The sequence below is a fragment of the Ulvibacterium marinum genome (assembly GCF_003626755.1).
Taxonomy (GTDB): Bacteria; Bacteroidota; Bacteroidia; order Flavobacteriales; family Flavobacteriaceae; genus Ulvibacterium; species Ulvibacterium marinum.
On record NZ_RBCJ01000003.1, the window covers coordinates 135,848 to 160,535 of the forward strand.

General features: G+C 42.6%; 10 protein-coding genes. 8 read left to right on the forward strand and 2 right to left on the reverse strand.

The window, feature by feature from the left end; all coding sequences use genetic code 11:
- The first annotated feature begins 60 nt into the window (after positions 1 to 60).
- Together nadA and nadB are read left to right on the forward strand one after the other, a co-directional pair.
- Positions 61 to 987, forward strand: a complete 927-nt coding sequence (gene nadA, locus D7Z94_RS13645) for a quinolinate synthase NadA (protein WP_120712168.1) — start codon at positions 61 to 63, stop codon at positions 985 to 987.
- Position 988: 1 nt separating this feature from the next.
- Positions 989 to 2,551, forward strand: coding sequence for an L-aspartate oxidase (gene nadB, locus D7Z94_RS13650; protein ID WP_120712169.1), 1,563 nt, complete (start codon positions 989 to 991; stop codon positions 2,549 to 2,551).
- A gap of 88 nt (positions 2,552 to 2,639) precedes the next feature.
- On the opposite strand, the gene D7Z94_RS13655 is transcribed toward nadB, so the two are convergent.
- Positions 2,640 to 4,436: a hypothetical protein gene (locus tag D7Z94_RS13655; RefSeq protein WP_120712170.1), complete on the reverse strand. Its 1,797-nt coding sequence runs from the start codon at positions 4,434 to 4,436 to the stop codon at positions 2,640 to 2,642.
- Between the two features lie 596 nt (positions 4,437 to 5,032).
- Between D7Z94_RS13655 and D7Z94_RS13660 the strand changes: the two genes are divergently transcribed.
- From D7Z94_RS13660 to D7Z94_RS13685, 6 genes are all read left to right on the forward strand, one after another.
- Entirely contained in the window at positions 5,033 to 5,722 is a 690-nt protein-coding gene (locus D7Z94_RS13660; RefSeq protein WP_120712171.1) for a response regulator transcription factor, read from the forward strand.
- Between the two features lie 245 nt (positions 5,723 to 5,967).
- Positions 5,968 to 8,601, forward strand: coding sequence for a S8 family peptidase (locus D7Z94_RS13665; protein WP_120712172.1), 2,634 nt, complete (start codon positions 5,968 to 5,970; stop codon positions 8,599 to 8,601).
- On the forward strand, positions 8,594 to 12,037 hold the full coding sequence (locus D7Z94_RS13670) for a DUF6603 domain-containing protein (protein WP_120712173.1): 3,444 nt from the start codon (positions 8,594 to 8,596) through the stop codon (positions 12,035 to 12,037). Before D7Z94_RS13665 ends, D7Z94_RS13670 begins: the two co-directional genes overlap by 8 nt.
- Positions 12,034 to 15,642 (forward strand): hypothetical protein, encoded by a 3,609-nt coding sequence (locus D7Z94_RS13675; protein WP_120712174.1) that lies wholly within the window; start codon positions 12,034 to 12,036, stop codon positions 15,640 to 15,642. The genes D7Z94_RS13670 and D7Z94_RS13675 overlap by 4 nt, the downstream gene beginning before the upstream one ends.
- Before the next feature lie 18 nt (positions 15,643 to 15,660).
- Positions 15,661 to 21,489, forward strand: coding sequence for a hypothetical protein (locus D7Z94_RS13680; RefSeq protein ID WP_120712175.1), 5,829 nt, complete (start codon positions 15,661 to 15,663; stop codon positions 21,487 to 21,489).
- Positions 21,482 to 23,335 carry a hypothetical protein gene (locus tag D7Z94_RS13685; RefSeq protein ID WP_120712176.1) on the forward strand — a complete coding sequence of 618 codons (1,854 nt, stop codon included), beginning with the start codon at positions 21,482 to 21,484 and terminating at the stop codon, positions 23,333 to 23,335. Before D7Z94_RS13680 ends, D7Z94_RS13685 begins: the two co-directional genes overlap by 8 nt.
- Positions 23,336 to 23,410: 75 nt before the next feature.
- Here the strand turns inward: D7Z94_RS13685 and D7Z94_RS25945 are convergent, their stop codons facing one another.
- Positions 23,411 to 24,520 carry an NUDIX domain-containing protein gene (locus D7Z94_RS25945; RefSeq protein ID WP_120712177.1) on the reverse strand — a complete coding sequence of 370 codons (1,110 nt, stop codon included), beginning with the start codon at positions 24,518 to 24,520 and terminating at the stop codon, positions 23,411 to 23,413.
- Between the last annotated feature and the right edge of the window lie 168 nt (positions 24,521 to 24,688).

Genomic DNA, 24,688 nt, shown 5'->3' on the forward strand with positions numbered 1-24,688 from the left:
TCATATTTTCCAGTGTAGATTAAAAATACATTTGCATCCGAAAATTTGGAATCGAGGAACATGAGTTTGGCAAACGAAATCTTAGAGCTAAAAAAAATTAAAAAGGCAATAGTGTTAGCGCACTACTACCAACGGCCTGAAATACAGGAAATTGCCGATTATGTAGGTGATAGTTTGGGCCTATCACAAAAGGCCGCTGAAACCGATGCTTCCATTATCGTATTTGCCGGTGTTCATTTTATGGCGGAGACGGCCAAAATCCTGAATCCGTCTAAAATGGTTTTACTGCCTGACCTTGATGCAGGGTGCTCCTTGGCCGAATCCTGTCCACCGGATACTTTTCGCAAGTTTAAGGATGCCCACCCAGACCACTTGGTGATTACCTATATCAACTGTTCGGCAGAAATCAAGGCAATGAGCGATATTGTTTGTACCTCTTCCAACGCTTTAAGAATTGTGGAATCTGTTCCAGAGGATAAGCCCATTATCTTTGCACCGGACAAAAATTTAGGTAAGTATATCGCCAAACAGACAGGTCGGGACCTTTTGCTTTGGGATGGTTCTTGTGTGGTGCATGAAGCCTTTTCAATAGACAAATTATTGGAGCTCCATAAAGCAAATCCAGGGGCCGTAATCATTGCGCATCCCGAGTCCGAGGAACATATCTTGGATGTTGCGACCTATATTGGCTCCACGGCCGGAATGATCAACTACGTGAAAAAGCATCCCAAGGAGCAGTTTATCGTTGCCACAGAAGCTGGTATACTCCACAAAATGCAGCAAGAAGTTCCTGATACGGTCCTCATTCCGGCTCCAGCGCAGGAAGATAATACATGTGCGTGTAGCGAATGTGCCTATATGAAAGTGAACACCTTACAGAAGTTATACGATTGCCTGCTTAACGAATCCCCAGAAATAGATGTTCCGAAAGCCTTGGCACAATCCGCACTATTGCCCATAGAAAGGATGTTGGAACTATCGAAGTAAGATGATACAAACGAATTTTCTTGTTATTGGCTCAGGGGTAGCAGGATTGACCTTTGCTTCAAAAATTGCCCAAGCACTTCCGGAAAAGACAGTAACTATAGTCACAAAAGCTGATGAGGAAGAATCCAACACAAAATATGCCCAAGGTGGTGTTGCCGTAGTTTTGGATATGAAGGAGGACTCTTTCCAGAAGCATATTCAAGATACATTGGTTGCCGGAGACGGGCTCTGTAATCCGGAAGTAGTGGAAATGGTGGTAAAGAAAGGTCCAAAACGACTTAAGGAATTAATGGCATGGGGTGCAAGTTTTGATATTGATGCTTCCGGAAAATTGGAGTTGGGTAAGGAAGGTGGCCATTCGGAGCACAGGGTGGTTCATCATAAGGACCTTACGGGCTACGAAGTGGAGCGGGCATTGCTGGAAAATTTAAGAAGATTGCCCAATGTTACCATTTTGACCTATCATTTTGCTATAGATCTTATTACGGAACACCATCTGGAGGTTCCGAAATCAAAGCAAGTTTTTTGTTATGGAGCCTATGTGCTAGATCAAAAAACAGGAGATATTATTACCGTCAAGGCGGACAGTACATTATTGGCTACCGGTGGCATTGGTCATGTTTATGGGCATACGACCAACCCTGTAATTGCAACCGGAGACGGCATCGCTATGGCATATAGGGCCAAGGCGGAGATTAGGGACATGGAATTCGTACAATTTCATCCCACTGCCCTTTATACCGTGAAAGAAGGCCCCTCATTTTTAATTTCCGAAGCTGTTCGTGGGTTTGGAGCCATTTTACGCGATAAAAATGGGCATAGGTTTATGCCGGATTATGATGAAAGGGCCGAATTGGCTTCCCGGGATATCGTGTCGCAAAGTATAGATAACGAATTGAAAAAATCAGGGGATACCTCCGTTTTTTTAGATTGTACCCATTTGGATATCGATCAATTTAAAAGACATTTCCCAACCATTTACAAAGAATGTTTGGCAAACCATATCGCTATTGAAACAGATTGGATTCCTGTAGTGCCTGCAGCGCATTACTTATGTGGCGGCATTGTTGTGGATAAGGACGGGAGGACTTCGATAAACAACTTATTTGCTTGTGGCGAGTGCTCTAGGACCGGATTGCATGGTGCTAACCGCCTAGCTTCCAATTCTTTGTTGGAGGCCTTGGTGTATGCCCACAATATCTACAAATACCATGTTTCACATCCTACCGATTCTCTAAGTATTGCTATTCCGGAATGGAACGATGAAGGAACCCGTATTCCCAAGGAACATATTCTAATACTCCACAATCTTAAAAAGTTACAGGCCCTAATGCGGGATTATGTGGGTATTGTTAGAAGCAATGACCGTTTGGCAAAGGCCGTACTGCATCTGGATTTGATTTACAAGGAAGTGGAGGAACTTTATAAAAACTCAAAGGTAACCACAACACTTTGCGAATTACGAAACATGATTAATGTAGCACATTTGACAATCGGTCAATCCTTGAAAAGGAAAGAAAACAAAGGCGGGTATTACAATATAGATAACAATACAGCTTCTTAAGACATATTTGAGATCGCCAACGATCCGCTATTGGGGTGACATTTTTTAGTTCATCGCATTTATGGCAATACTCTTCAAAAATTCAAATCTATAAGGTGTTTATCTCCTTTTCCATAAGATGTAAGGTCTTTAGGCCCCGGTCCAAATCGAACACAATTTGAGATTTGGTATTTTCAAAACTTCCTTTAAGGGTATTAAAAACCGAATGATAATAAGCAATGCCGTCCTTAAGGTTATTTGTAAAAGTGGACAAATACTTTTTTTGCCGATCAGTCACCGCTTCTTTGGCTTCCTCAATTTTGTCTTTGAGATAATCAATATAGATGTACAATTCCTTGACGAACATATTGGGGCGATCCGTTCTTGAGATTACGTTGGTCCTTCCATAAATGTGATCGGTCATTTCATTTAAGCTAACTATTTTTGAAAAATAGGCCATACTTGGTCCTGGACAGATAGAAACACCCTCACCTTCGGTTTTCGTATCCAGACCGTAGGCTAGTAGGGCAGACGTTCCCAACCCAACACAGGTACAGGACTTCTCCACTATTTTTTCATATTTGGATTGATATTGGGCAGGGGATAGTTCTAGACTTTCAAGTTCTTTTATTTTTAAATGCTGGTATTGCCTGGAGGCTATGCAAATTCCCTTATCCGTAAGATCCTTGTTCAGGGCAACAAATTTCTTAGGGCAAGAGCTGCCTGGCCTTCCTTTATTGATTAAGTTGAATTTTTCATCATCTTTGGTATTGCCCTTAAGGCTATGGAAAGGAATTCCCAATGGAGAGGTATTGCTTAGATACAGATCATCCTCTTTGGCCTCCATCAATTTGTCACGTGTGTTATCGTCAACCGTAGTTGCTTCGGGGACCAAAAGAAAAGGGGTGCCCCACCCAACGGAATCCACATTGTAATGGTCCAATATAAACTGATGTTCCTCGGCAGTTCCCACGCCACCTTGGGCGGTTATTTTTAGGGGCAGTCCTTTTTTTGGAATAAGTCTATTTTTTTGTGTCAATGCACCTACAAGAATCTCATGAACGGATGCTATCAAATCATTCCTGTTTTCCTTGAATTGATGTAAAATAGGGCCCATAAGGTATCCGTCCGTTGCAAAAGCATGACCACCACAATTGAGCCCCGATTCTATGCGGTATTCGGATACCCATAATCCTTTTTTTGCCAAAAATTTACCTTGAATCAAAGCGGACCGGTAGTCACTTACCTTTAGAACTATTTTCTTTTTGATATGTCCATTTTCGTCCGGATAAAAATCTTCAAACTGTTCCAGGTAACTATATAATCTTGGGTTCATTCCGGCCGAAAGTATAACTGAAGAGCGCAGGCTGCTATTGGCAAACCCTCTCAGTGCGGCATGCGCATCGTTATATTCACTGGGAAGCTTTTCGTTTTTTATATAATTATCCTTATCAACCTTGGTCATGATATTTACATCTATACTTCCCATGGCCATGTGCTCCTTGACCCAGTTTTGGATTTCCTCAAGATTAAAATAGTCCGCCGTTAATTTTTTGAATTCCTTTTTTATACTTGAAGTATCTGGTAGCATATTAAAATAGTCCCGAATACCGTTTGCGGTCTCAGCGGTTGTATTTTTAAACACATCGAACTTCTTTTGGGCAAGTTCATGCATCAAGTCCAGGTAGGAGGTAATTCGCTTTGCCCGGAAGTCATCAATTTTTTCCGTGATTTCCGTATACTTGATCTCGAACTTCTCGCAGTACATTTTCCTCAGTTTTTCGAGTAGGATATCGTCTACTAAGGAAATCACCGAATCCATCCCAAATTGAGAAACTTTTAAGGGTGTATCTATTGTAAACCCAATTCCCATTACAGGAATATGGAAAGAATGTGCATGTGTCATGTGGTAATCGGTTTAAATCTATTATTTCGGCAAAGTGTTTGGAAAATTTTCACGGTATTGTGAATCCCTTTTATTTTGGGTTGAACTTGCTTGCTACAAATTTTCAGGTTTTAATGATTACAGAATATGACTTTTGTCATGTTTTACCTATACAGAAGTTGTTTGGCAAGGTTTCCTGACCCCCAGCTTTCTTTTTCGGGTATAATGTCCCTACTATTGGTTCAAATCTGGCATCATCGGCAATGATGTCAAAGAGTTCATGAAAAATCACTAGAAAACCTTCCTGTAAACGATCAATTAATGAAACTATAGAAAGAAATCACAAGTAGGATTTTCTTTCAATCAGATTTTTACTGTCTATACAAAAGTCTCCTTTAAAATAATCCATCAACATATAAATATGGATTGAAGCTATTGTTTACCGTTTTTTAAATTAATCTTCTTTTGCTGTCTGAATAATTACATTTTAAGGTTGGCCAAAGCTTATCATTTTCAAGCTATTTACAATTGATACATCAAACTTCACAAACTATACAAGAATTCTCTTATTAAATGTAGGTTTTTCCTATTTTTGAGAAAATAACCTCTGATTCCAAATGAAACAGGATAATGCGTATGGTTTAAATTGGACTCCGTCTATTGGGAGGTATAGCTTTCTGGCCGAGATTTCCAGTATACTTGATTCAGGAGATCGTTCAAATAACTTAATTGTAGCCATTTATCTTTTGGAGCAGAAAAGATTTTTTTATAACAATAGAGCCTTTCAGAGACTTTTGGGATACAAATTACCGCAATTCCATGAAAGAGGATGGGATTTTTGGTTTGCAAATATGTGGAGTGAAGAAGCTTTACTTATCAAAAACAAAGTGAACGATTTTCTTACCGTTCCCTTCGACCAAAAGTTGCTGGCGCTTCGATACCATATATATGATGCGACAGGAAGCGATATCTGCCTGAAGCATGAAATGGTACTTCACAGGAAAATAGAATTAACCTTTGTAATCAACTACCTATACAATGTTACCGAAAAAGAACGCATTGAACACTGCCTGAGCCGTATCACAAACTGCAATAGTACACCGACAGATCCTGCAAAGCTCATATCCCCTCGTGAGGAAGAAGTACTAAAATTAATAGCAGATGGCTATTCTTCCAAGCAAATCGCTGACCGACTTTTCATTAGCAATCACACTGCCATTTCTCACCGTAAACACCTTATTGAGAAGTTTCAGGTAAAGAACACCGCCCAACTTATCAAAAAGGCTTCAAAGATTATGGAATTGTAAATCAGGAACAATTTCAGTTTCCGTTTTATCATACTCAAAGAACTGAAAATCACCATTTTTAGGGATTGCAACGGACATGCCAAATCCTTAATTTAGATTGAGTCAATAGGTCTTGATTGCCTAATAAAAATTCCTTGTTGCGCCACATTTGGCTTGTTTCCCTGAAGTTTTAGATCCTACTCGGATTGACTTCATATTCACGATCAGATAAATATGCTGGTGGTTGCATAAATTAAAATTATTCTATGTCTAAATTTTTGCACAAGTTAGATTCAGAGCTTCAGCTTATTTATAAAAATTATTTGAATCTTCAAAAATTAGGAAAGAAAAGGATGGATTGGTTACATCCTTGTCTGTTAGAGGGAGATAAAGTGCCGGTTATTGTTATAAGTACCGCCAATCAAGTGGAACTTGAGAAATATCAATTTAATGTTGATAAACTAGAGGAGAAAGGGACGTTTTCGGGAACACTCCAACTCGGTAAAATTGAAGAATTCGTTTCACTAAAACAGGTACTGTTCATAAAATTTGCCGGCGAACCCGCCGACATTCCCATAAGCATAAAAATAGATCCCCGCCTTAAAGTCATAATGAATAAACCGAACAAGTACGCGACTAAAAAAGAGACTGGTAAAAGTGGTGGTGTAGAATCTCTGGGAGTGCTATTGAAGTTTAGAGGTTCTTATGAATTTCTTACTGTCCTAGGTTGCCAAGTTATCAGTGTGGTGGGCAATATCGCAGCTGTTCGAATACCAATTGATAAAATTGTAAGTGTTGCAAACCATCCTAATGTAATTCGTATAGAAACCAATAGAAGTTACAGTCCGGACCTAGACGAAACTGTAGAACATGTAAATGCTCATAATTTGAGAAACGATAGCCCTCCTTTTTCTGGTACAGGTAAATTCACCGGTAAAGGTGTTATTGTTGGTATAATAGACTCTGGTTTCCAATATAGCCATGGTGTGTTTAGGGATCCAGCAGATAGTTCAAAGTCCAGGGTTCTTTTTTTATATGATCAAAGCCTTGATCAAGAACCAGGAGATAACATTCCCATTGATATGATTGGTAACCCACTTCCCAAGGGAGTAATCTATACCAAGGAGCAATTGGAAAGTGCTATGGCCGCTGAAGATCCCCTGACAGTCGTACGCCACAGGCCAAAGGGGCACGGAACCCGTGTTGCAGGAATCGCTGTCGGCAATGGGGCGCAAGCAGGTAATTGTCACGGATCATACCACTATGTAGGTGTAGCACCCGAAGCAGATATTATTTTAGTGAGATTAATAACGGGGAGTACAGGACAGCTTGGTACTTCGGATAATCTCGTCGAGGCCATCACATTTCTTATGCGTAAGGCTGAGGAAGCTGACAAACCACTAGTGATAAATATTAGTCAGGGTGACAACTTAGGCGCACATGATGGATCCTCCTTGGTGGAAGAGATGATTGATCTGTTTCTTTTGCTAGGAATAAATGAAAGCTCTAAAGGGTTTACCATTGTAAAATCTGCGGGAAATTTAGGCAATAAAAAAAGACATGCTGAGACGAACGTTCCAGCTAATAATGCAGGTGCACCGGTAGAACTAAAAATCAATGTGGTCCCGCCAAAAAATAGTGATGATCAAAGGGACATAGAGATTGATATTTGGTATGACGGAGCTAGTGATCTTGATATTGAAATAGTACCACCTGGTGGTAATATCACTGGAACCAACACCGCAAGCCCCGGGGACAACGTAAGTTTTACTGAAGATACTAAGAACAGCACAATTACAATAGATTCTCAGACTCTTCAAACAAATGGCAAAAAACGAATCTTCATTGATATTGATGCAAACAATCCTGATCATAGTTTATCCGGGGTGTGGACAATGAAGTTGACCAACACTACTGCAACAGCCACAGATATTCATGCATATATTGAACGAGATCAACTGGCAACATTTTCTACATTTTTTACAAAGTCAGGAACGATCAGTATACCCGGAACTGCAGAATTAATAATTACAGTGGGCAATCATACTACAAAAGGCAAGAGTTCAGGCGGATTATATACATCATCAGGTAGGGGTCCAACCTCTGATAATAGGATAAAGCCTGAAATTTCTGCTCCAGGAACTAACGTCTATTCTGCCCGACACGATCCAGATGCAGGTTCATGTTGCGATTGCTGTTACGATTTTTATATAGCAAAAACGGGCACAAGCTATTCTGCTCCTCATGTTTCAGGAGCTGCTGCACTTCTGTTAGAAAAAAACCCCGAGCTAGACAATGATGAAATAAGACAGGCATTGATGGATACCGCCGTGACGGACAGTTTTACAGCAGCGGTACCTAATAACAAGTTTGGCGCTGGAAAACTTGATGTTCAGGCGGCAGTCGACTCCGTTGCCGTAGGAATTACTATGAATTCAAGTTTTTTTGAAAGAGAAAGGTTTCAAACTTTTAATTTAAATCCGGAACCGCTCTTCGCAAAAAATTCACCGATTTCAAGACTAACCGAGACTCCAAAAGGAAAGGAACTCTATGGACTTCTGCTAGGAAATTACCGTGAAATCAGAGATTTGGTTAATACCAACAAGCGCATGGCTACAATTTGGCATAGGAATAAGGGCCCACTTTTGGTACACCATCTAAACAGAGCCTCTTTACTACCCTCGGTTGCAGTACCAACCAAAATTGAAGGTACACCGCTAATTCAGTATTTGACAAATATTGTATCCGGCCTTAAAAATTATGTGAGCCCCAAAACCTGCGAAGCATTAAACAAGGCTATGGAGGAAGTTCCTCATCTGATTGGAAATACATTTAACCAGTTTGTTTCACGGTATGAAGAAATGATTCTTGAATCGGATAAAATGAACGCCCATGTCTAGTGCCGGTACATTTGAGTTAATTTTAAAATATTTAGCTGAGGCCTTAGTACCACTTTCTGAAGAGTTAAGTCATGGATTCCTCCATGAAATGGGCGTGGGGATGCCGGCTTCATGGCATTCCAATGGGCAACTTACGGGAGCCATAAATAATGTCCAATCAGTAAGTGGCACGCTTTCGGCAGCTATGGCGGAATTGCAACAGGCAATTGATGATGGAAATACCCTGCAAATCATCGCAAAGGGTGTTGTACTTGGAGAAAGGGTTTCATCAGTTATTCATAGTGCAATTCAGTTGGGTGATACCGTTAACCAAATGGCCCAGGGCGACGCATCATTATCCGCTGCCCAAAAAGCACATTTCCAGAATTTCTTTGACCGATTTATTCCACGCATACTCGAATCTATGGCGGTTCGTCTTCTCGAAGAAAAAGTACCCAAATTTTATGGTGTATTGGATTTTATGGGCTTTGCAGAAAAGAACCTTATAAATGAGGGCAGTGAAGATTTCACCCAACCTCCCTATTTAGAGAGGAGGTTGGAGTTGAGCAGGCTGGTGGACCTTTTTAACTCTCCTGCTTCATATATTCAAGACCTGACGGATCTTGGCACTCCTACTTTTGACGGCAGAAAATTATTTGAACGCATTGAAAAGATTACTCGGCCACTTGACTTTCCAACCCAAATAATTGATGTTGGTGTGCAACCTCCGATTTTTGAGATGTTCCTTTTGAGCCTGCAAGCAAATAATGCCTTTAATCCACCAGCACTTGGTTTTGAATTACGTATCCCTGGAAATGGACAAATCGAAAATAATTATCCGTTAATTGCTCCCTGGTCATTAAAATCGAGTTTTGGGGGTAGTTTTGCCGCAGGAATACAAGGGGTGATTGATATCCCGAACAGTAATTTTATACTTCAACCCCCAACAGGAGAGATTAACTTAACTGTAAGTAACGAACTTATTGCAAACATCCCCGGAAGGCCAATGCTATTGGTAGGTCTGCCCGGAGGTACAAGGTTGGAGGTCGGGAAAGTTAGTTTTGGAAATACTATAAGTGCCAACTGGAATCCAAGTGAAGGCACAGCCGCCTTTGATCCCTCTTTTTCATTGGCTTTGGAAGAAGGGAAATTGACCTTAGATTTTTCCGGAGGCGATGGTTTTCTTTCTTCAGCTATACCCATGGAAGTTGCAGAGGCCAACTTTTCGCTAAATGCCAATTTTGCAGCCGATAAGGTGATGATTCAGGGGAGTGGAGGTCTAGAGCTTCAATTTCCGACCCATATTTCACTGGGACCACTGGAAATTGAAAGTATTTATTTTATCGCCAATCTATTCAATCCCAAGCCAGTATCCATTGAACTTAGTAGTAGTTTGAAACTAAATCTTGGCCCTCTTGCGGCATCAGTTGATCGCCTGGGGGCAAATATTTCATTTGATATACCTGATGATGGGCAAGGAAATCTGGGACCTCTGGATTTTGACTTGAGCTTCAAACCCCCTAATGGAGTAGGTTTATCTGTTGATGCCGGAGTCGTAAAGGGCGGCGGCTATCTGTTTTTTGATTTTGATAATGAAGAATACGCAGGTGCCCTTGAACTCACCTTTGCCGAATTCCTGTCCTTAAAGGCCATCGGGCTGATTACCACTAAAATGCCTGACGGTTCGGACGGCTTTTCAATGATAATCATCATCACAGCTGAGTTTACCATACAGTTAGGGTTTGGGTTTGTATTCCTGGGAGCCGGAGGCTTACTGGGATTGCATCGCACCATGAAACTCGAACCGCTGGCTGAAGGAGTTCGTACGGGAGCTACCAGCGGCATACTGTTCCCTACAAATGTGGTGGAGAATGCCCCAAAAATAATCAGCGACCTTAAGGTATTCTTTCCGGTTGAAGAGGGCAAATTCCTCATAGGTCCTATGGTCAAACTGGGATGGGGGACACCTACCCTTATAAGTATTTCATTGGGAGTTATTATTGAAATACGAGTGAATAATGGCGGAGGAATTGAGAGAATTGCCATCCTAGGGGTCCTTAAGTGTATCTTACCTGATGAAGAAGCCGCTCTTCTGGTGTTACAAGTAAGTTTCATAGGTGCCATAGATTTTCAGAAGAAAAATGCATTCTTCTTTGCTTCAATTTTTGAGTCCCGTGTATTATTCATCACCATTGAAGGTGAAATGGGCGTGCTCGTAGCCTGGGGTGATGACTCCAATTTTGTGGTAAGCGTTGGAGGTTTTCATCCGAGATTTAACCCGCCTCCGTTACCATTTCCGGTTCCGAAAAGAGTCGCCCTAAATATTTTAAACGAATCCTGGGGTAAAATACGTGTCGAGGGATACTTTGCCGTTACCACCAACACAGTACAGTTAGGATGTAAGCTTGAACTTTATTTTGGCTTCAGCGAATTTAAAATTGAGGGACACCTGGCCTTCGATGCCCTGTTCCAGTTCGATCCTTTCTACTTTGTCATTGAAATATCCGGAAAAGTATCGCTTAAGGTATTTGGTTTTGATCTGTTTACGATCAGCCTGAAGTTCTCTCTAGAGGGAACATCTCCATGGCGAGCTACTGGTTATGGAAAACTCAAAATACTCTTCTTTAGCTTTAAAGCCAAGTTTGATAAAACCTGGGGCGACAGCAAGAATACAAAACTGCCTCCAATTTCAATTATCCCCTTACTCGAGGCAGAACTTCAAAACATTCAAAACTGGCAGGCCCTAGAACCCGCATCAACAAGCGGTTTACTCGTTTCGCTAAGAGAAGTTCCGGATTCAGATGACAGCATTGCGCTACACCCGGTAGGTACCTTAAGAGTGAGCCAGCGTGCCCTGCCTTTGAAGATTCATCTCGACAAATTCGGTAGTAAAAAACCTGATGATGCAAACAAACTGGAGGTTGAAGTAAGCGGACCGCTGCAAAAAATCTCTGATATTAAAGAATCGTTTGCCAGGGCACAGTTCCAGGATATGAAAGACAGTAAAAAGCTGAGCAGCCCAGCCTATGAAAAAGAGGATGGTGGTTTGGAACTCTCTGTCACCGGAGATCAGACACGATTTGGAAAGATTACCGTGCGTCATGTACGCTACGAATTGATTACCATAGATACGGCCTATAAGCGAAGGCGCAGGCGTTTCTTCAATTGGTCACAGCGACTGTTTGTGCACTTCTTTGCCAATTCTGCGGTGCGAAGAGTTTCAGTCTCTCATAGGGTGAAGAAGGAATTCCAGCCATTTGATGAAAAAATTGACGTACGGGCTGGCGCCTATACCGTTGCCTTTAATAAGGACAATAAGCCTTTCAATAAAGATGCAACGAATTTCGAAAGTATGGCCAGAGCAGATGAGTTTATAAACGAATTGATCTCGGATGATCCGCATATGGCTGATGCTGTGCATACTATTCCTAATAACGAAGTAAATCTGGTTCAATGAGCAAAATACTTTCATCATATTCATTTCTACCATGGATCAGGCAAGGAATAGCAAACCAGATCCAGGTCGAAGATCATGACCCAACAGTAAAGCTAAGGGCCCCCATCACTGTCGATCTTAGTATAAAAGCGGATGGACAGGTTGTGAACCCGCCCATATCACAAACCGTTGGCTTGTATGGCCCGGCAGATATTATTGGGATCGATTCCAGGGCTGTGGTTAAAACTGAGCCGCGAAACTGGATTACGAATTTTGAACCAAATTACCTGGCATCAATTGACTTGATCCACAAAGACTATCCCTGGAGATATACACCGGCTAAGCCAGATAATAAGGATCGCTTACGACCCTGGATTACCCTAGTTGTCCTGGAGGAGAGCGAATTTGAAAATGGTAAAAATATGGCGGACCGTCCCCTGTCATATATCGATCTGAAAATAGCTGCATCGGAAGTATTTCCACCTGCAGATCAGTTGTGGGCATGGGCCCATGTGCATGTGAACACCGATCTGATCGAAGATGATCTACCAAATCCTGATGATCCACAAACCCCTATTCAAAGGGTAATTTCAGATCCTGCAAATCAAAATCAGGCCACGCAAATAAAAGACGATTTTGAGGAGTTCGTTGGTCAGGATCCGGATAATACCTTCTCCCGGATAATTTGTCCGCGCCGCCTAGAAGAAAATAAGGCCTACCATGCATTTTTGATTCCGACTTTTGAAAGCGGGCGCCTTGCTGGCCTGGGACTGGATGTAGAAGGCATTTTCGATGCCGAGGCGACCTTAAATGCAACGACCTCGGCCTGGGAAGACTACGCAGGTAAGACAGAGCCGGCCTCGTTTCCTGTATACTACCAATGGTATTTTAGAACGGGCACAGTCGGCGATTTTGAATATCTGGTACGTTTGCTGGAACCAAAGCCGGTGGATAACCGTGTGGGCCGCTGGGACATGGATGTCAGAAATCCAGGCTCTAATATAGAAGGGATAGGGGATTTGGATGAGAATGGCATTCCGGTGAATCAATTGGGAGGCATTCTGCGCCTTGGTGGAGCACTGCAGGTACCGGTCAATTCCATGTCGGATACAGAGAAGGTTGAATATAATAACTACAACGAGTGGGCAAAAACTCCCTATCCACGTGAATTTCAAAAACAGCTCGCTGCCTTTATTAACCTGGCGGACGATTATTCAAAAGACACAGCAAAAACTGCACATCAAAATCCACAATTGTCGGATAAGATCATTAGTGAATCAGCCGCTGAAAATGAACCTGACCCATTAATAACGGCGCCATTGTACGGGCGTTGGCATGCGTTGACCAATCGATTGCTGGAAGCCGGAGATTCGATACCTGATAACAACTGGGTTCATGAATTGAATCTAGACCCCCGCTTCAGGGTGGCAGCAGGATTTGGTACAGGTATAATACAGACCAACCAGGAGAAGTACATGGAAGCCGCATGGGAGCAAATAGGAAAGGTAATAGAGGCCAATCGGCAAATTCGTCAGGCACAGCTAGCACAGGCGGTAAGTAAATACTGGTTCAATGCCCATGTGAAATCACTTCAGAAAACAAATGAAGGTGCCTTTATGTGGTTAACTCAACCGATGCAGGCTAGAGTCTTATCCAATGGGTTGACCCTAGAGAAAAATGAAGAGGTACTGACGGTACATCACCATGTGAAAACCAGTAAGGTTCCGGCGGTAGCTTTTGCTCCGGAAATGCGAAAATTCATGCGCCCAAGAGGGCGTATGGTAAAGACTTTGCCTTTCACTAAGGATATCAAGCCTGAAACCGCACTGGTAGATCGAATTAATACAGGGGAAGTTAAGCCGGCCCCAGAAAAAAAAGTCCCTAAAGATTTACCAACTATCGAAAAAGTTATCCCAACCCTGAAACCTCAAAATGTTCCCGGTTTCTTAATGAAATGGATGGAAAAGCACAAATGGCTAAAATACCTTTTCTTAGGGATAGCGTTGTTGATCCTTCTCTTATTAGTGATTTTTGTCTCTCCGAATATTTCAAGCTTTTCAATAGGTTTACAAACAATTTCAGGTATCGCAGCCTTTGTTGCACTTCTTTTGTTATTCCTGTTTTTCAGGATGTTGCGATGGGAAAATGAAGTGGACAAAGCAGATAGTTTGGATCCTCTGGAGCAGACTCCCGAGGCTGTTGATGATTACGAGTCATTTCCTGACTTTGAATTGACCTTGCCAGGCGATAATGTAAGTTTTAGACCGGGCACCTCAGATAGCAATGAGGGAGTTCGCTTTAAAGCAGCACAAAGAGATGTAGGTGAAATGATGCAGGGGCATATTGAGGCATCTTTCGAACCCATAAAACCTCAGCTAAACCTCCAGGACATCTCTGCGGCCACATTAAGGACCATAGATCCAAAAGTAACCATTCCGGGATTCGTTCTGAACAACAAAATATTAATTCCGGACAGAATTAAATTGGGGCTTGCAAAGCCGGAAGTATTTAAAGAGGCTATGGCTTATCCTGAAATTGATACGCCGATGTACAAGCCTTTAATAGATATTTCCGCAGACCTTTTCCTTCCCAATATAAATCTTATAGAACAAAATTCTATTTCCCTGCTCGAAACCAATCAGAAATTTATTGAAGCTTATATGGTTGGGCTCAATCACGAATTTGCCAGGGAGTTAATGTGGCGCGAATATCTTACGGACCAGCGGGGAAGTTATTTTCGGCAGTTTTGGGATGTGAGTGAATATTTGTTCGATCAGGAGGAGATTGATAAAATGCTACAGCAAATAGGGAATGACTTGGGTGAAGATGCAACTCCGGAAGAAATTGCAAAGAAATTAAAGGAAACAATTAAGGAAAGGCTGAAGGACATTCCCGTATTACATCGTTGGTCCAAACATTCAAAATTAGGAAGCCATGACAATCGCGAGGAGCCTGGTGACAATGAGCAGGAGGTGGTGCTTGTGATTCGCGGGGAATTACTCAAAAAATATCCTAATGCCGTGATTTATGCGCACAGAGCACAATGGAAACCCATAAGTGATACAGATCCAACCCCTGACAGAAATCAAGAAAGAGAATTGGTACCCATACCCGATGACCTAGAAAACAACCCACCTAGGGATACGGTTAAAACACCACTCTATGAAGCCAAAGTGGATCCTGATATTTATTTCTTTGGATTTGACCTTACAGCGGAAGAAGCTCAAGGTATGACAGAGGGAGAACCTGCTGATTTGGAGGATCGTGCCGGATGGTTCTTTGTGATAAAAGAACGGCCAGGAGAACCTCGCTTCGGATTGGATATTGGTACTACCGAAGAAGGAGAATTAGAGGTATGGAACGATATGGCCTGGGGAAATGTTACCCCTGCGGTTGACCCGGCAACGGCCAATGGAAAATTTCTTCAAATAACCTCCGCAACACAAGATATAGATGTCAACACCAATCCTTTAGAGGACGATGACGACGAAAAACTTGTACAACGTGAGGAAGACAAACAATTTACCTGGAATGAAGAAATGAATTCGGCGGAGCTTGCTTATATACTTTTTCAGGCTCCGGTAATGGTTGCTGTGCACGGCGCAGAAATGCTTCCAAAAACTTAATTCCTAAATGCCTTAGAGATGCCATTCAACGAAATTAAAAGTCAGCAATTAAATGAGTTCAGGAAACAAAAAGAACTCAGCGAAAAGGCGATATTTCTCGCCAATGAGCGAATTAAGAAGATCGAAGGGCAGCAAGAAGGCTTAAACAGGCGCTTTAACCCTCAGAACGATGATGATGTTGCTTTTAATGACTCCCTGGCCTCCCTAAAAAGAACCGCAAGCTCTTTAATAACAGAGGAAAGGCGAAATCTTGCCCGTATTCAGGACGACATGCTTATTGCCTGGCAGGATTTTCAAGGCTTCACAGACCCAAAAGAACACCTTAATCGCCTAGATAATCATTATCCCATTCTTCTCATGCCCCTTCGCATTGAAACACGATTTAAGAAGGTAAAAAGAGATAATGGCAATTTGATTGACCAGCTTTGGGTTCGCATTTATCCGGATGATGCCGCTATTGACACTTTTGAAGAAACACTCTCTGAGTACGAAATTCGAGATGTTCAGACTTTTTGGACGGATTGGTGGGCAGCAGCCGGAGACGAAGGCTTACGGCGTGCCGCATGGAGGGCCTTAGTTGATGGTCATGGGCATGGCCGATCGCAATACATGATTGACCGTTACAAACCTGATAATTTTGAGGAAATATTAAAGTCCGGGGATGATTTGACCGAACCCACGGTATTTCTGATTATTAATGAAAATAATGATATACAACCTGGGGAAAAATCTGCATTGTCACAGTTTTGGGAAGCAGTTTGGAAGGCTCAGCGAGATGCGGATAAAATAAAGGCTGCTAAAAACGATCTGGATAGCACACTTGGCGAAAGCAGGGCCACACAATTAGCGGAAGACAATATTCCTAAAAATTTAAATGATGACCTTCCTGCCGTACCTGATGGAACAGAAATAGCTGTTGAAGTAATGTTCATCAATTTTTTACCTGATCTGCAAACGGAGTCACAAAAGGAATCTTGGTCTAAAGCTCCTCGAGTGCGAGTATTACCGGAACGACTCTATTTATTAGGGTATAGAAACGATGTGCTTGAAATAGAAGAATTAGGAAATGTTATTCCATTTCCACTGATAGTAGGACCTGATCCGAAAATGAAGGAAGAGGACCTTATTGAAATCCAAGGTACTGATGTAAAAGTCAGTGCTGATATGAAATGGATGCTTGATTTCGAGGAAGCCGTTTCAAAAGGAATGGGTTTCAAGGTTGATCTTAGTCAGGCTCAGATTACGGAAGGATTCAACAAAATTTTTGTGCTGGGAGTAAAGATGAGCGCTACTCGTATGGATGGGAAAGAAGCACTGGAAGAACTGATACACAATCACTATTACGGAAATTCCGGCTTCAGCTTTTTGCCGGTGGGAACACCCACAAACAATACCCAGAATACACCCTCGGGATATACTGAGAACGAGGATGCCGATGAGTCCTTCGATCTTGTTTTTAAGCAGGAAGAGGAGCCAGAAACGGAAAATGACAAAAAGTGGTGGGCTAAATCGGACAGAAAGTGGTTTTGCGAGATGATGGGCATTTCCGAAACAGTGTTTGAAAACATGATCAATACCGACGGGTTTGAGCAGCAGGAAGCCAGAGCCATGCATACTGCACTTTGGCCCACTACCTGGGGATATTATCTGGAAACCATGCTTAAACCGGCGTTAAAGGAGGAAGAAATTGAAAAGATACGATGGTATTTCAACCATTTTGTGGTGGGCAGGGGAACCATTCCTTCGGTAAGGATCGATGACCAGCCTTATGGAATACTACCAACTACGGCATTTTCAAAGATCTCCTGGATCAATCCAAAGCAGTTACCAATTCCGGCAGATGTCGCCAATGAAATACCAACTGCATTCAACCGATTTTTTCCTATCCTACATTCAAAATTCAACATTGTTCAGCAAAGTTGGGAGGGCATGCTGAATAGCGTTTCATTTGTAAGCAAAGACAGTACAAAGGATCCGCATCAAATTATGCTTGATGTGCTGGGACTGCATGGAGGTTCTGTGGAATTTCATAATAGGATTGGCGAAAGCCTGAATCACCTATATAATTTATGGCAATCCAGCCAGAAAGATATACCTAACTTTTTAGGATTCCTATATGGTTTCGGATCGAATACACCCGGGATGTCCGCTTTTGAACAATACTTCAAAGGGGGCATAAATCAGCAGCTCGGCTGGTTCATACTCACACAATTGGGGTATACCGGTAATGAAACACCTGAAATCCTGGAGAAACTGTTTGTGACCAATGCTGAAAAGTTAAATGGCCCTCTGATAGATGATGTACCTCTATCGGATAGTAACCCCATAAGAATTTATAGCAATGGTTTGGATGGAGTTACACCAGAAAATTATATTCAATGGCTCATACGCGCTGCCGACACTTCCTTTGACAGCTTGCGGAAAGGTGAAGGCTTTATAGATAACAAAAGGCCCTCTGCCTTATTATACCTCATGCTCAAGCACTCTCTGGAACAGAGTTTCTTTGAAGCCACACTACGGTTATACCAACTTAATGAAGTGCTCAGCAGCGAGGCCCTTCAACTTGCTAAAATTGAACCTGACTTTATACACATACGGGAAAAAACCAATACCGGGACTGACGATTTAATTGTCGCAGATAATTTGCAGGTGGCTAAGCCATTGGATAGCCCCTTCAGAAGTGAAAGCCGGTACAATCTGATGTATCAAAAGCAAGAGGCAATTACGGGCAATCCGGATATGCTTGTGGCAGATTTCATCCCTCAGGCTTTGAAAACCAAGCATTTTGCCACGCGATACCTGGCAGATCAATTGGATGCACTAAGGTTATTGGAAGCCACACCTACAAATCGACTTGAAAAATCGTTTGCAGAACACATTGATTGCGCTTCATATCGGTTTGATGCATGGAAATTCGGCGCAGTAAATTACCAGTTGAAAGCCATGCGTAATCAACCGGAAATTACTGATGACAACGGAGAGATCAATGAAGAAGAGAACAACAATCAAGGCGTTTACATTGGAGCTTATGGCTGGTTGGAAAATGTGAAATCTGAAGGTAAAGAATTAAATATTAAAGATCTGGATCCTCAGCAGTCAGAGGTTTTTAAACCCACAGAAGATTCTCCGATCTACGAAGACAATACAAACTTGGGATTTATAAATGCACCTTCCTTAAATCATGCGGTAACTGCTGCCATCCTTAGGAATGGGTATCTTTCAAGGGCTGGCGAGGAAAATGCAAATGTCTTTAATATTAACCTTTCATCAGCCCGAGTTAGAAAGGCCATCCAAGTTATAGAGGGAATTCAGAATGGTCAGAGCCTGGCTGCATTACTGGGCTATCAGTTCGAAAGGGGAATTCACGACAATAATCAAAATGCCAACGTTGACCACTATGTCTTTAAAATTCGCCGGAAGTTCCCCTTAGCAGGGAATCAAATGAGCTCGACTTTCGAATCTGACGAAAATATACCGATTGAGGCAATTGAAGCGAGAAATGTGGTCAATGGCCTTGAATTGATTGAATTTGCCGAGGCCGGTTTGGGTCCGAATGAAGAACCTGACTATTTTGATGATCTGGGCTTAGTAGGAGTATCTAATACAGATAAGAAAATCATCGTAAATGAAATAAATAACATCCGGGATATCAACGATGCCGTAGCTGATCTGGCTTTTGCCGAGAGTATTCATCAGGTGGCTCAGGGAAATATAGATCGGGCAGCCGGCACACTCGACACCTACAGCTCAGGAAACTATCCGCAGCTACCCGAAGTTGTACAGACCCCACGTAGTGGTGTAAACCTGACCCACCGGGTAGGTCTGCAGATCAAGGCCAATGCAGACCCTTCGGTTGCAGGTTATACCCCCAGAGCAATGGGAGAACCTGGCTTGAACGAATTTCTAGCTGATATCCTGCCGGCATTAAGCACTATTCGATGCTACGTTAGTTTCCATCACAACGCATCCGGAAATGACATCACCGAGCATCCCATTAGTATGGCAGATCTCAACCTACAACCCATCGATTTGCTATTTCTTATTTCAGGCGACACCAGCCAGAACATGGACAGTCTCGATGACATGGTCGTAAATCATACATTAAACACTGATTTTCCTGGTCCGGGCGGCCCAAAACCCCCTCGACCCGATGCAAAAATTGCAATTTCCTACTTTAAGGTGATCAGTGGGTTTGCATCAGTTTTTGAAATTGCTCCGCTAATAGGTCACCTAAAGGCGATTCTTTTACGCTCAAAGACTTTGCAGGCCAGTGATGTAATAAAGAGCAATGAAGCAGGAGATAGTACCAATTCGAACCAAAGTCTGAGCAAACAGCGGATCGATTTAATATTAGCGTATTTGAATACCCCCAAAACAGATCTCGATAATTATGTAAGCGCTCTGGAAACATCCCTGGGTGAAGGAGGCGACGATAACGCTACGATAATTAGTAACATTGATACCAATCTCACTGCTTTTGTTGACATATTGAATTCTATTGGCCTTCTAGGCCTACCTCAGACGGGAATTGGATTTGCATACGACTGGAGAAAAACACAACTAGAAGCGCTGTTTAAGAAGTTTAAAGAATTGGTCAAGGACTGGACCAATAAGGAGACTGAATATGCAGATTTACTCTCCGGTCTTAGTGCACTCCCAAGTGATGAAGAGAAAATAACACATTTGCTACAAATGGAAAGGGTAATTTCTACCATAGTGACCTTAGATCCTGGTACAGATCCTGTGGCATTCAAATCAACTGTAGTAGACGTCAAAAAAGCTAGCTTCGACGCGCGAAAGGTGGATTTTGAAAACTACCTGGCTGCCGACCATACCACGGTTTCTGGAGCATTAACAGCTTCAGTAGCACCCTTGTCTTATGCAGAATTTTATCTGAAAGCTACGGATACGAACGAGGTTAAAAAGGCCTGTTTGGCCATGGCAGATGAACTTCTTAACAAAGCCAAGTTGCTTCAGGCTGATTTAGGTAAGCGAATTGATGCCGTTACCGACTTGCTAACACAATATGCTGCTGAATCGAATCCCAAAAAACAAGTGACACTCCTTCAGGATGCTGGCAAAAAGCTCCTGGGTGAAGACTTTAAAATGATTCCATGGTTTGACCTGCCTGATGTGAATAAAGCAGAATGGCAAAATGGAATTGACAAAGTGGACGATTTGCTGGACTACCAGATCCAAACCTTGGAAAATCCTTTACCCGTGGATGACTGGTTCTATGGTGTTGCCAGGGTGCGCGAGAAAATAACCCATATGGAACAGGCCGTTATCATGGCCGAGGGATTCAAATCCCAAACCATAACCCTCACTCCGGTGCAATTACCTTTCGCTGAGCCATATTGTTGGCTGGCCTTAGAGTTTGGTCATGAAGACGAGGACAAAAATAAACTCCTGACTAAAATATTTCGTGAGAACGATCACCTGTTGTATACAACCTGGTACCATGAATCATTCAGTTCCTCGAACCAACAGTGCGGACTGATCATTGATGAATGGACGGAGATTGTTCCAACCGAGGAGGAAACTACAGGTGTTACTTTTCACTACGATAGGCCAAACTCAGAACCTCCACAATCCATGTTGTTGGCACTATCACCAAAAATAAATGATCGTGGCTGGCTTTGGGAAGATCTGGTGGATACCTTGCATGAAACACTTCATGAAGCCAAACTAAGGGCTGTGGAACCTGAGCAAATTGATCAGACCGGCTATGCCAATCTGTTACCGGCAACGGTATCGACGACGACAAAGTACCCTATTAGCATAATGCTGAATTATGCCTTGAACAATGAAAGATTTGCCAACATTCAAATAGCAGAAAATGAGTAGCAGATTCGTAATAGATAATATGCAGACGGCACTAAATGATCGGTCATTTCACACTATTACAATGTGGAACAGGTTGGAAGGCCGTCCCCGAAAGGAAGATTTTGACAGGGCTCTCAAGGCTGAAATTCGCGATGCGCTGTGGATGCTCTCAAAACAATGGCAAATAGGCGAATTTATGGGTGATGATGCAGGATCTCCGGTGGGCGCAAAAATTCAGATTGCAACTACACGACTGAATAAGTATCGTGCAGCTAATCATCCTGCAAGACCATTCAACAATGATGTGCCTCTGGAAGCCATTGTTGAACAGCGGCCCGTACCCTATGAGTTTGAGGATGAGATATTCTCCCTGGATATACGGTTAATGATGGGAAGGCATTGGATAAAAATGCTTAAGAAGACACTTGGAGACCAAACGACTTTTTTTATTCAAAATAACTATACAATTACCGCACCGGCAGACCCTGACGAGAAAAAAGATGCATTTATTTTAGCACATCCTGAAGCCTGGCAAAAATTTGCTGCCGTAGCAGGCCGTCAAGTGGATGGATATAAAATATATAAGGACATAGACGGTGGTATCAACATTGGTTCTGGCAGCCCTGACGAGGCAGGAATTAATGCACTGGCCCCGGCCTTTAAGAAGTGGGTGGAAGAATTTTTCCTTGAACCGGAGAAACCGGATGAAAATGCCTGGCTGCCATCTCGCTTGGAATACCAATTTGCCTGCTCTGCTCCCAAAAAAGGAAGAGAAAAAGTATATGAAGCGGAGGAATATTATTCCGGACGATTGGATTGGTTTAATTTTTCCATAAATGATAAAATCGAAGAACTGGAGGTTACAGAACCGGTGGCCACTGATCTTGAAGGTGCCACGGTAAGCTCGCTCATACCGACCAATATCGATTTTGGGGGAATGCCAAATACCCGTTGGTGGACCTTTGAAGAAAGAAAGACTTATGTGGGCGACATAAAACCTAATACCATTGATATAGGTAAACTTCTTTTTACTGAATTTGCGCTTATATATGCCAATGATTGGTTCTTGATTCCTCATACAGTACAGGCTGGTACCATTTCTAATGTGGAAGGCCTGGTTGTAGCCAATGTCTTTGGAGAAAGGATATGGGTAGAACCTACAGGAACAGGGAAAGATGATGAATGGGAAGATCGATGGACCATGTTTACGATCGATAAAAAGGGGAAAGACCTGAAAGAAGCTGATAGCAGCTTGCTTATGCTGCCTACCGTACCAAAGATACAGGAAGGCCCGGCGATGGAACGTTTTATCATGGTTAGAGACGAAATTGCCAATATGGTCTGGGGAATTGAAATCGATATCACACTTCCTTCAGGCAAAAGGGACAAGGCGGCAGAAGCGGCAAGGGAATTGCTTACATTTTATAGGCGACTGATCCCCGCACCGTCACAACCACAAAGTGAGGACGAAATAGCAGATATTCGCTATCAGATCATGAACTCAGTGCCGGAAAACTGGATTCCTTTTATTCCGGTCCACAAAGACAATGACAAGCGTGAAATTCAACTACAGCGAGCCTCTATGCCAAGAATTATTGAAGGTGACCCTGACGATCCTCAACGTATACGCCCCAGAACTGTTCTTTTACGGGAAGGGCTCGATAAGGATTCAAAGACAGCTTATTATATTCATGAAGAAGAAGTGCCACGAGCAGGAATTTCTGTAAGTCAGTCGTTTCAGCGTACACGCTGGTACGGGGGAAAGGTATTCAATTGGCTTGGTGCACGTAAGAAAACAGGCCGTGGTGAAGGCTCAAGCGGATTGGCATTTGATCAGATCCTGCCGGTTAAAAAGACCAGAAAGTAGCTAGGAGATATAAAGCCAGCACGATAAGAGTTGTTTGAAATCCGACTACAAACCATTTTAATGCCTTCCCTTGCTCTATTTATCTGAGAGCTGTCCAAGAAGCTCCCTGGTCTCTTCAAAAGAAACCAGGTCAAGGCAATCTTCCAGTCGGCCCCATTGAATAGATCGATTTTCGAGCACTTTATCTTGCTTTAGAAATTGCAAGCTAAAGAACTGGGCCTTTATTTTTTCTCCCTCAAATTTAAATTTCACTTTCCCCAGCGGAGCATCTATTTTAGCCCAAACCCCTGCTTCTTCCCTGATTTCCCGAACCGCAGTTTCTTCTGGGATCTCTCCATGCTCAATATGCCCTTTTGGTAAAACCCATTCTTCTTTATCACTTCGTGAGCGAACCAACAAGTACTGTCTATTTTCCCCGTGGCCTCTGTAAACCACTCCACCTGCGTGGGTGAATTGCCCTTTCCTTGTATCGGCGTAACGTTCTGGAGTATCGGGCTTGTCCGCTTCCTGGATAATGACCGACCAATAAGCATGCTGTATGGCTTTTTTTCGCTGATCTATATAGCGCCATAAAGAGAGCAACATCAGGACTAAAACCATTGGAGAGACGTACCATGGTTTTCCTACGAGACTAAAGGGCAGGAGAACGGCCAGTACGACAAACAGGCTTCTGAAAAATTTAGAATTGGCCTCATAGCGTTCCAATTCGGCCAGGGCCGGAAGCGCCGTCATACTCAAGCGAATTTTACACCACTTAAAGGCATTGACGGTATTTCCAGCCTGTAAAGGATCCAGGGTAAGGGCCTTAAGCTCCAATATTTTTCCTAAGGCCTTGTCCATTCGGGAATCAAAATTTTGAGCGGCCAAAAAACGAATCCATCGGGGGCTGAGCTTCTTTCCCCTGGCTAGGCGGCTCACTTGCCTGTGATAGGTGCCAGCTCTAATCCTGTCATACACATGATCATCCAGGAAAGCTGCGCCGATTAGGAAGATAAAGTGCCCCAGCAAATAACTTGCAAAAGCCACAAGGAGCCATTGTTCTGTTGGGTGAAGGTCTCCTAAGGAACCGCCAATAAAAGAGGAATAGGCCCAATCTTTAGTCAAGTATACTAACAGCGCTCCCGGTAAGAGAACAGAGAAAAAATCGATTATCCCTATATAGAACTTTCCTGGTTCAAAATTCATGAGCCGCCATTTATTAATAGCCAAAAGAGGCTAAAGTGAATCCGGGTTTGAATCATATAAGATACAAATAAAAAGTCTCTTGAAATGATTTGGGGATTGGGGGCTTACATTAAATTCCGCTTTCTAAAAGCGGCGCCAAATTCCGGTATCCGCTGATAGTTTGGATTG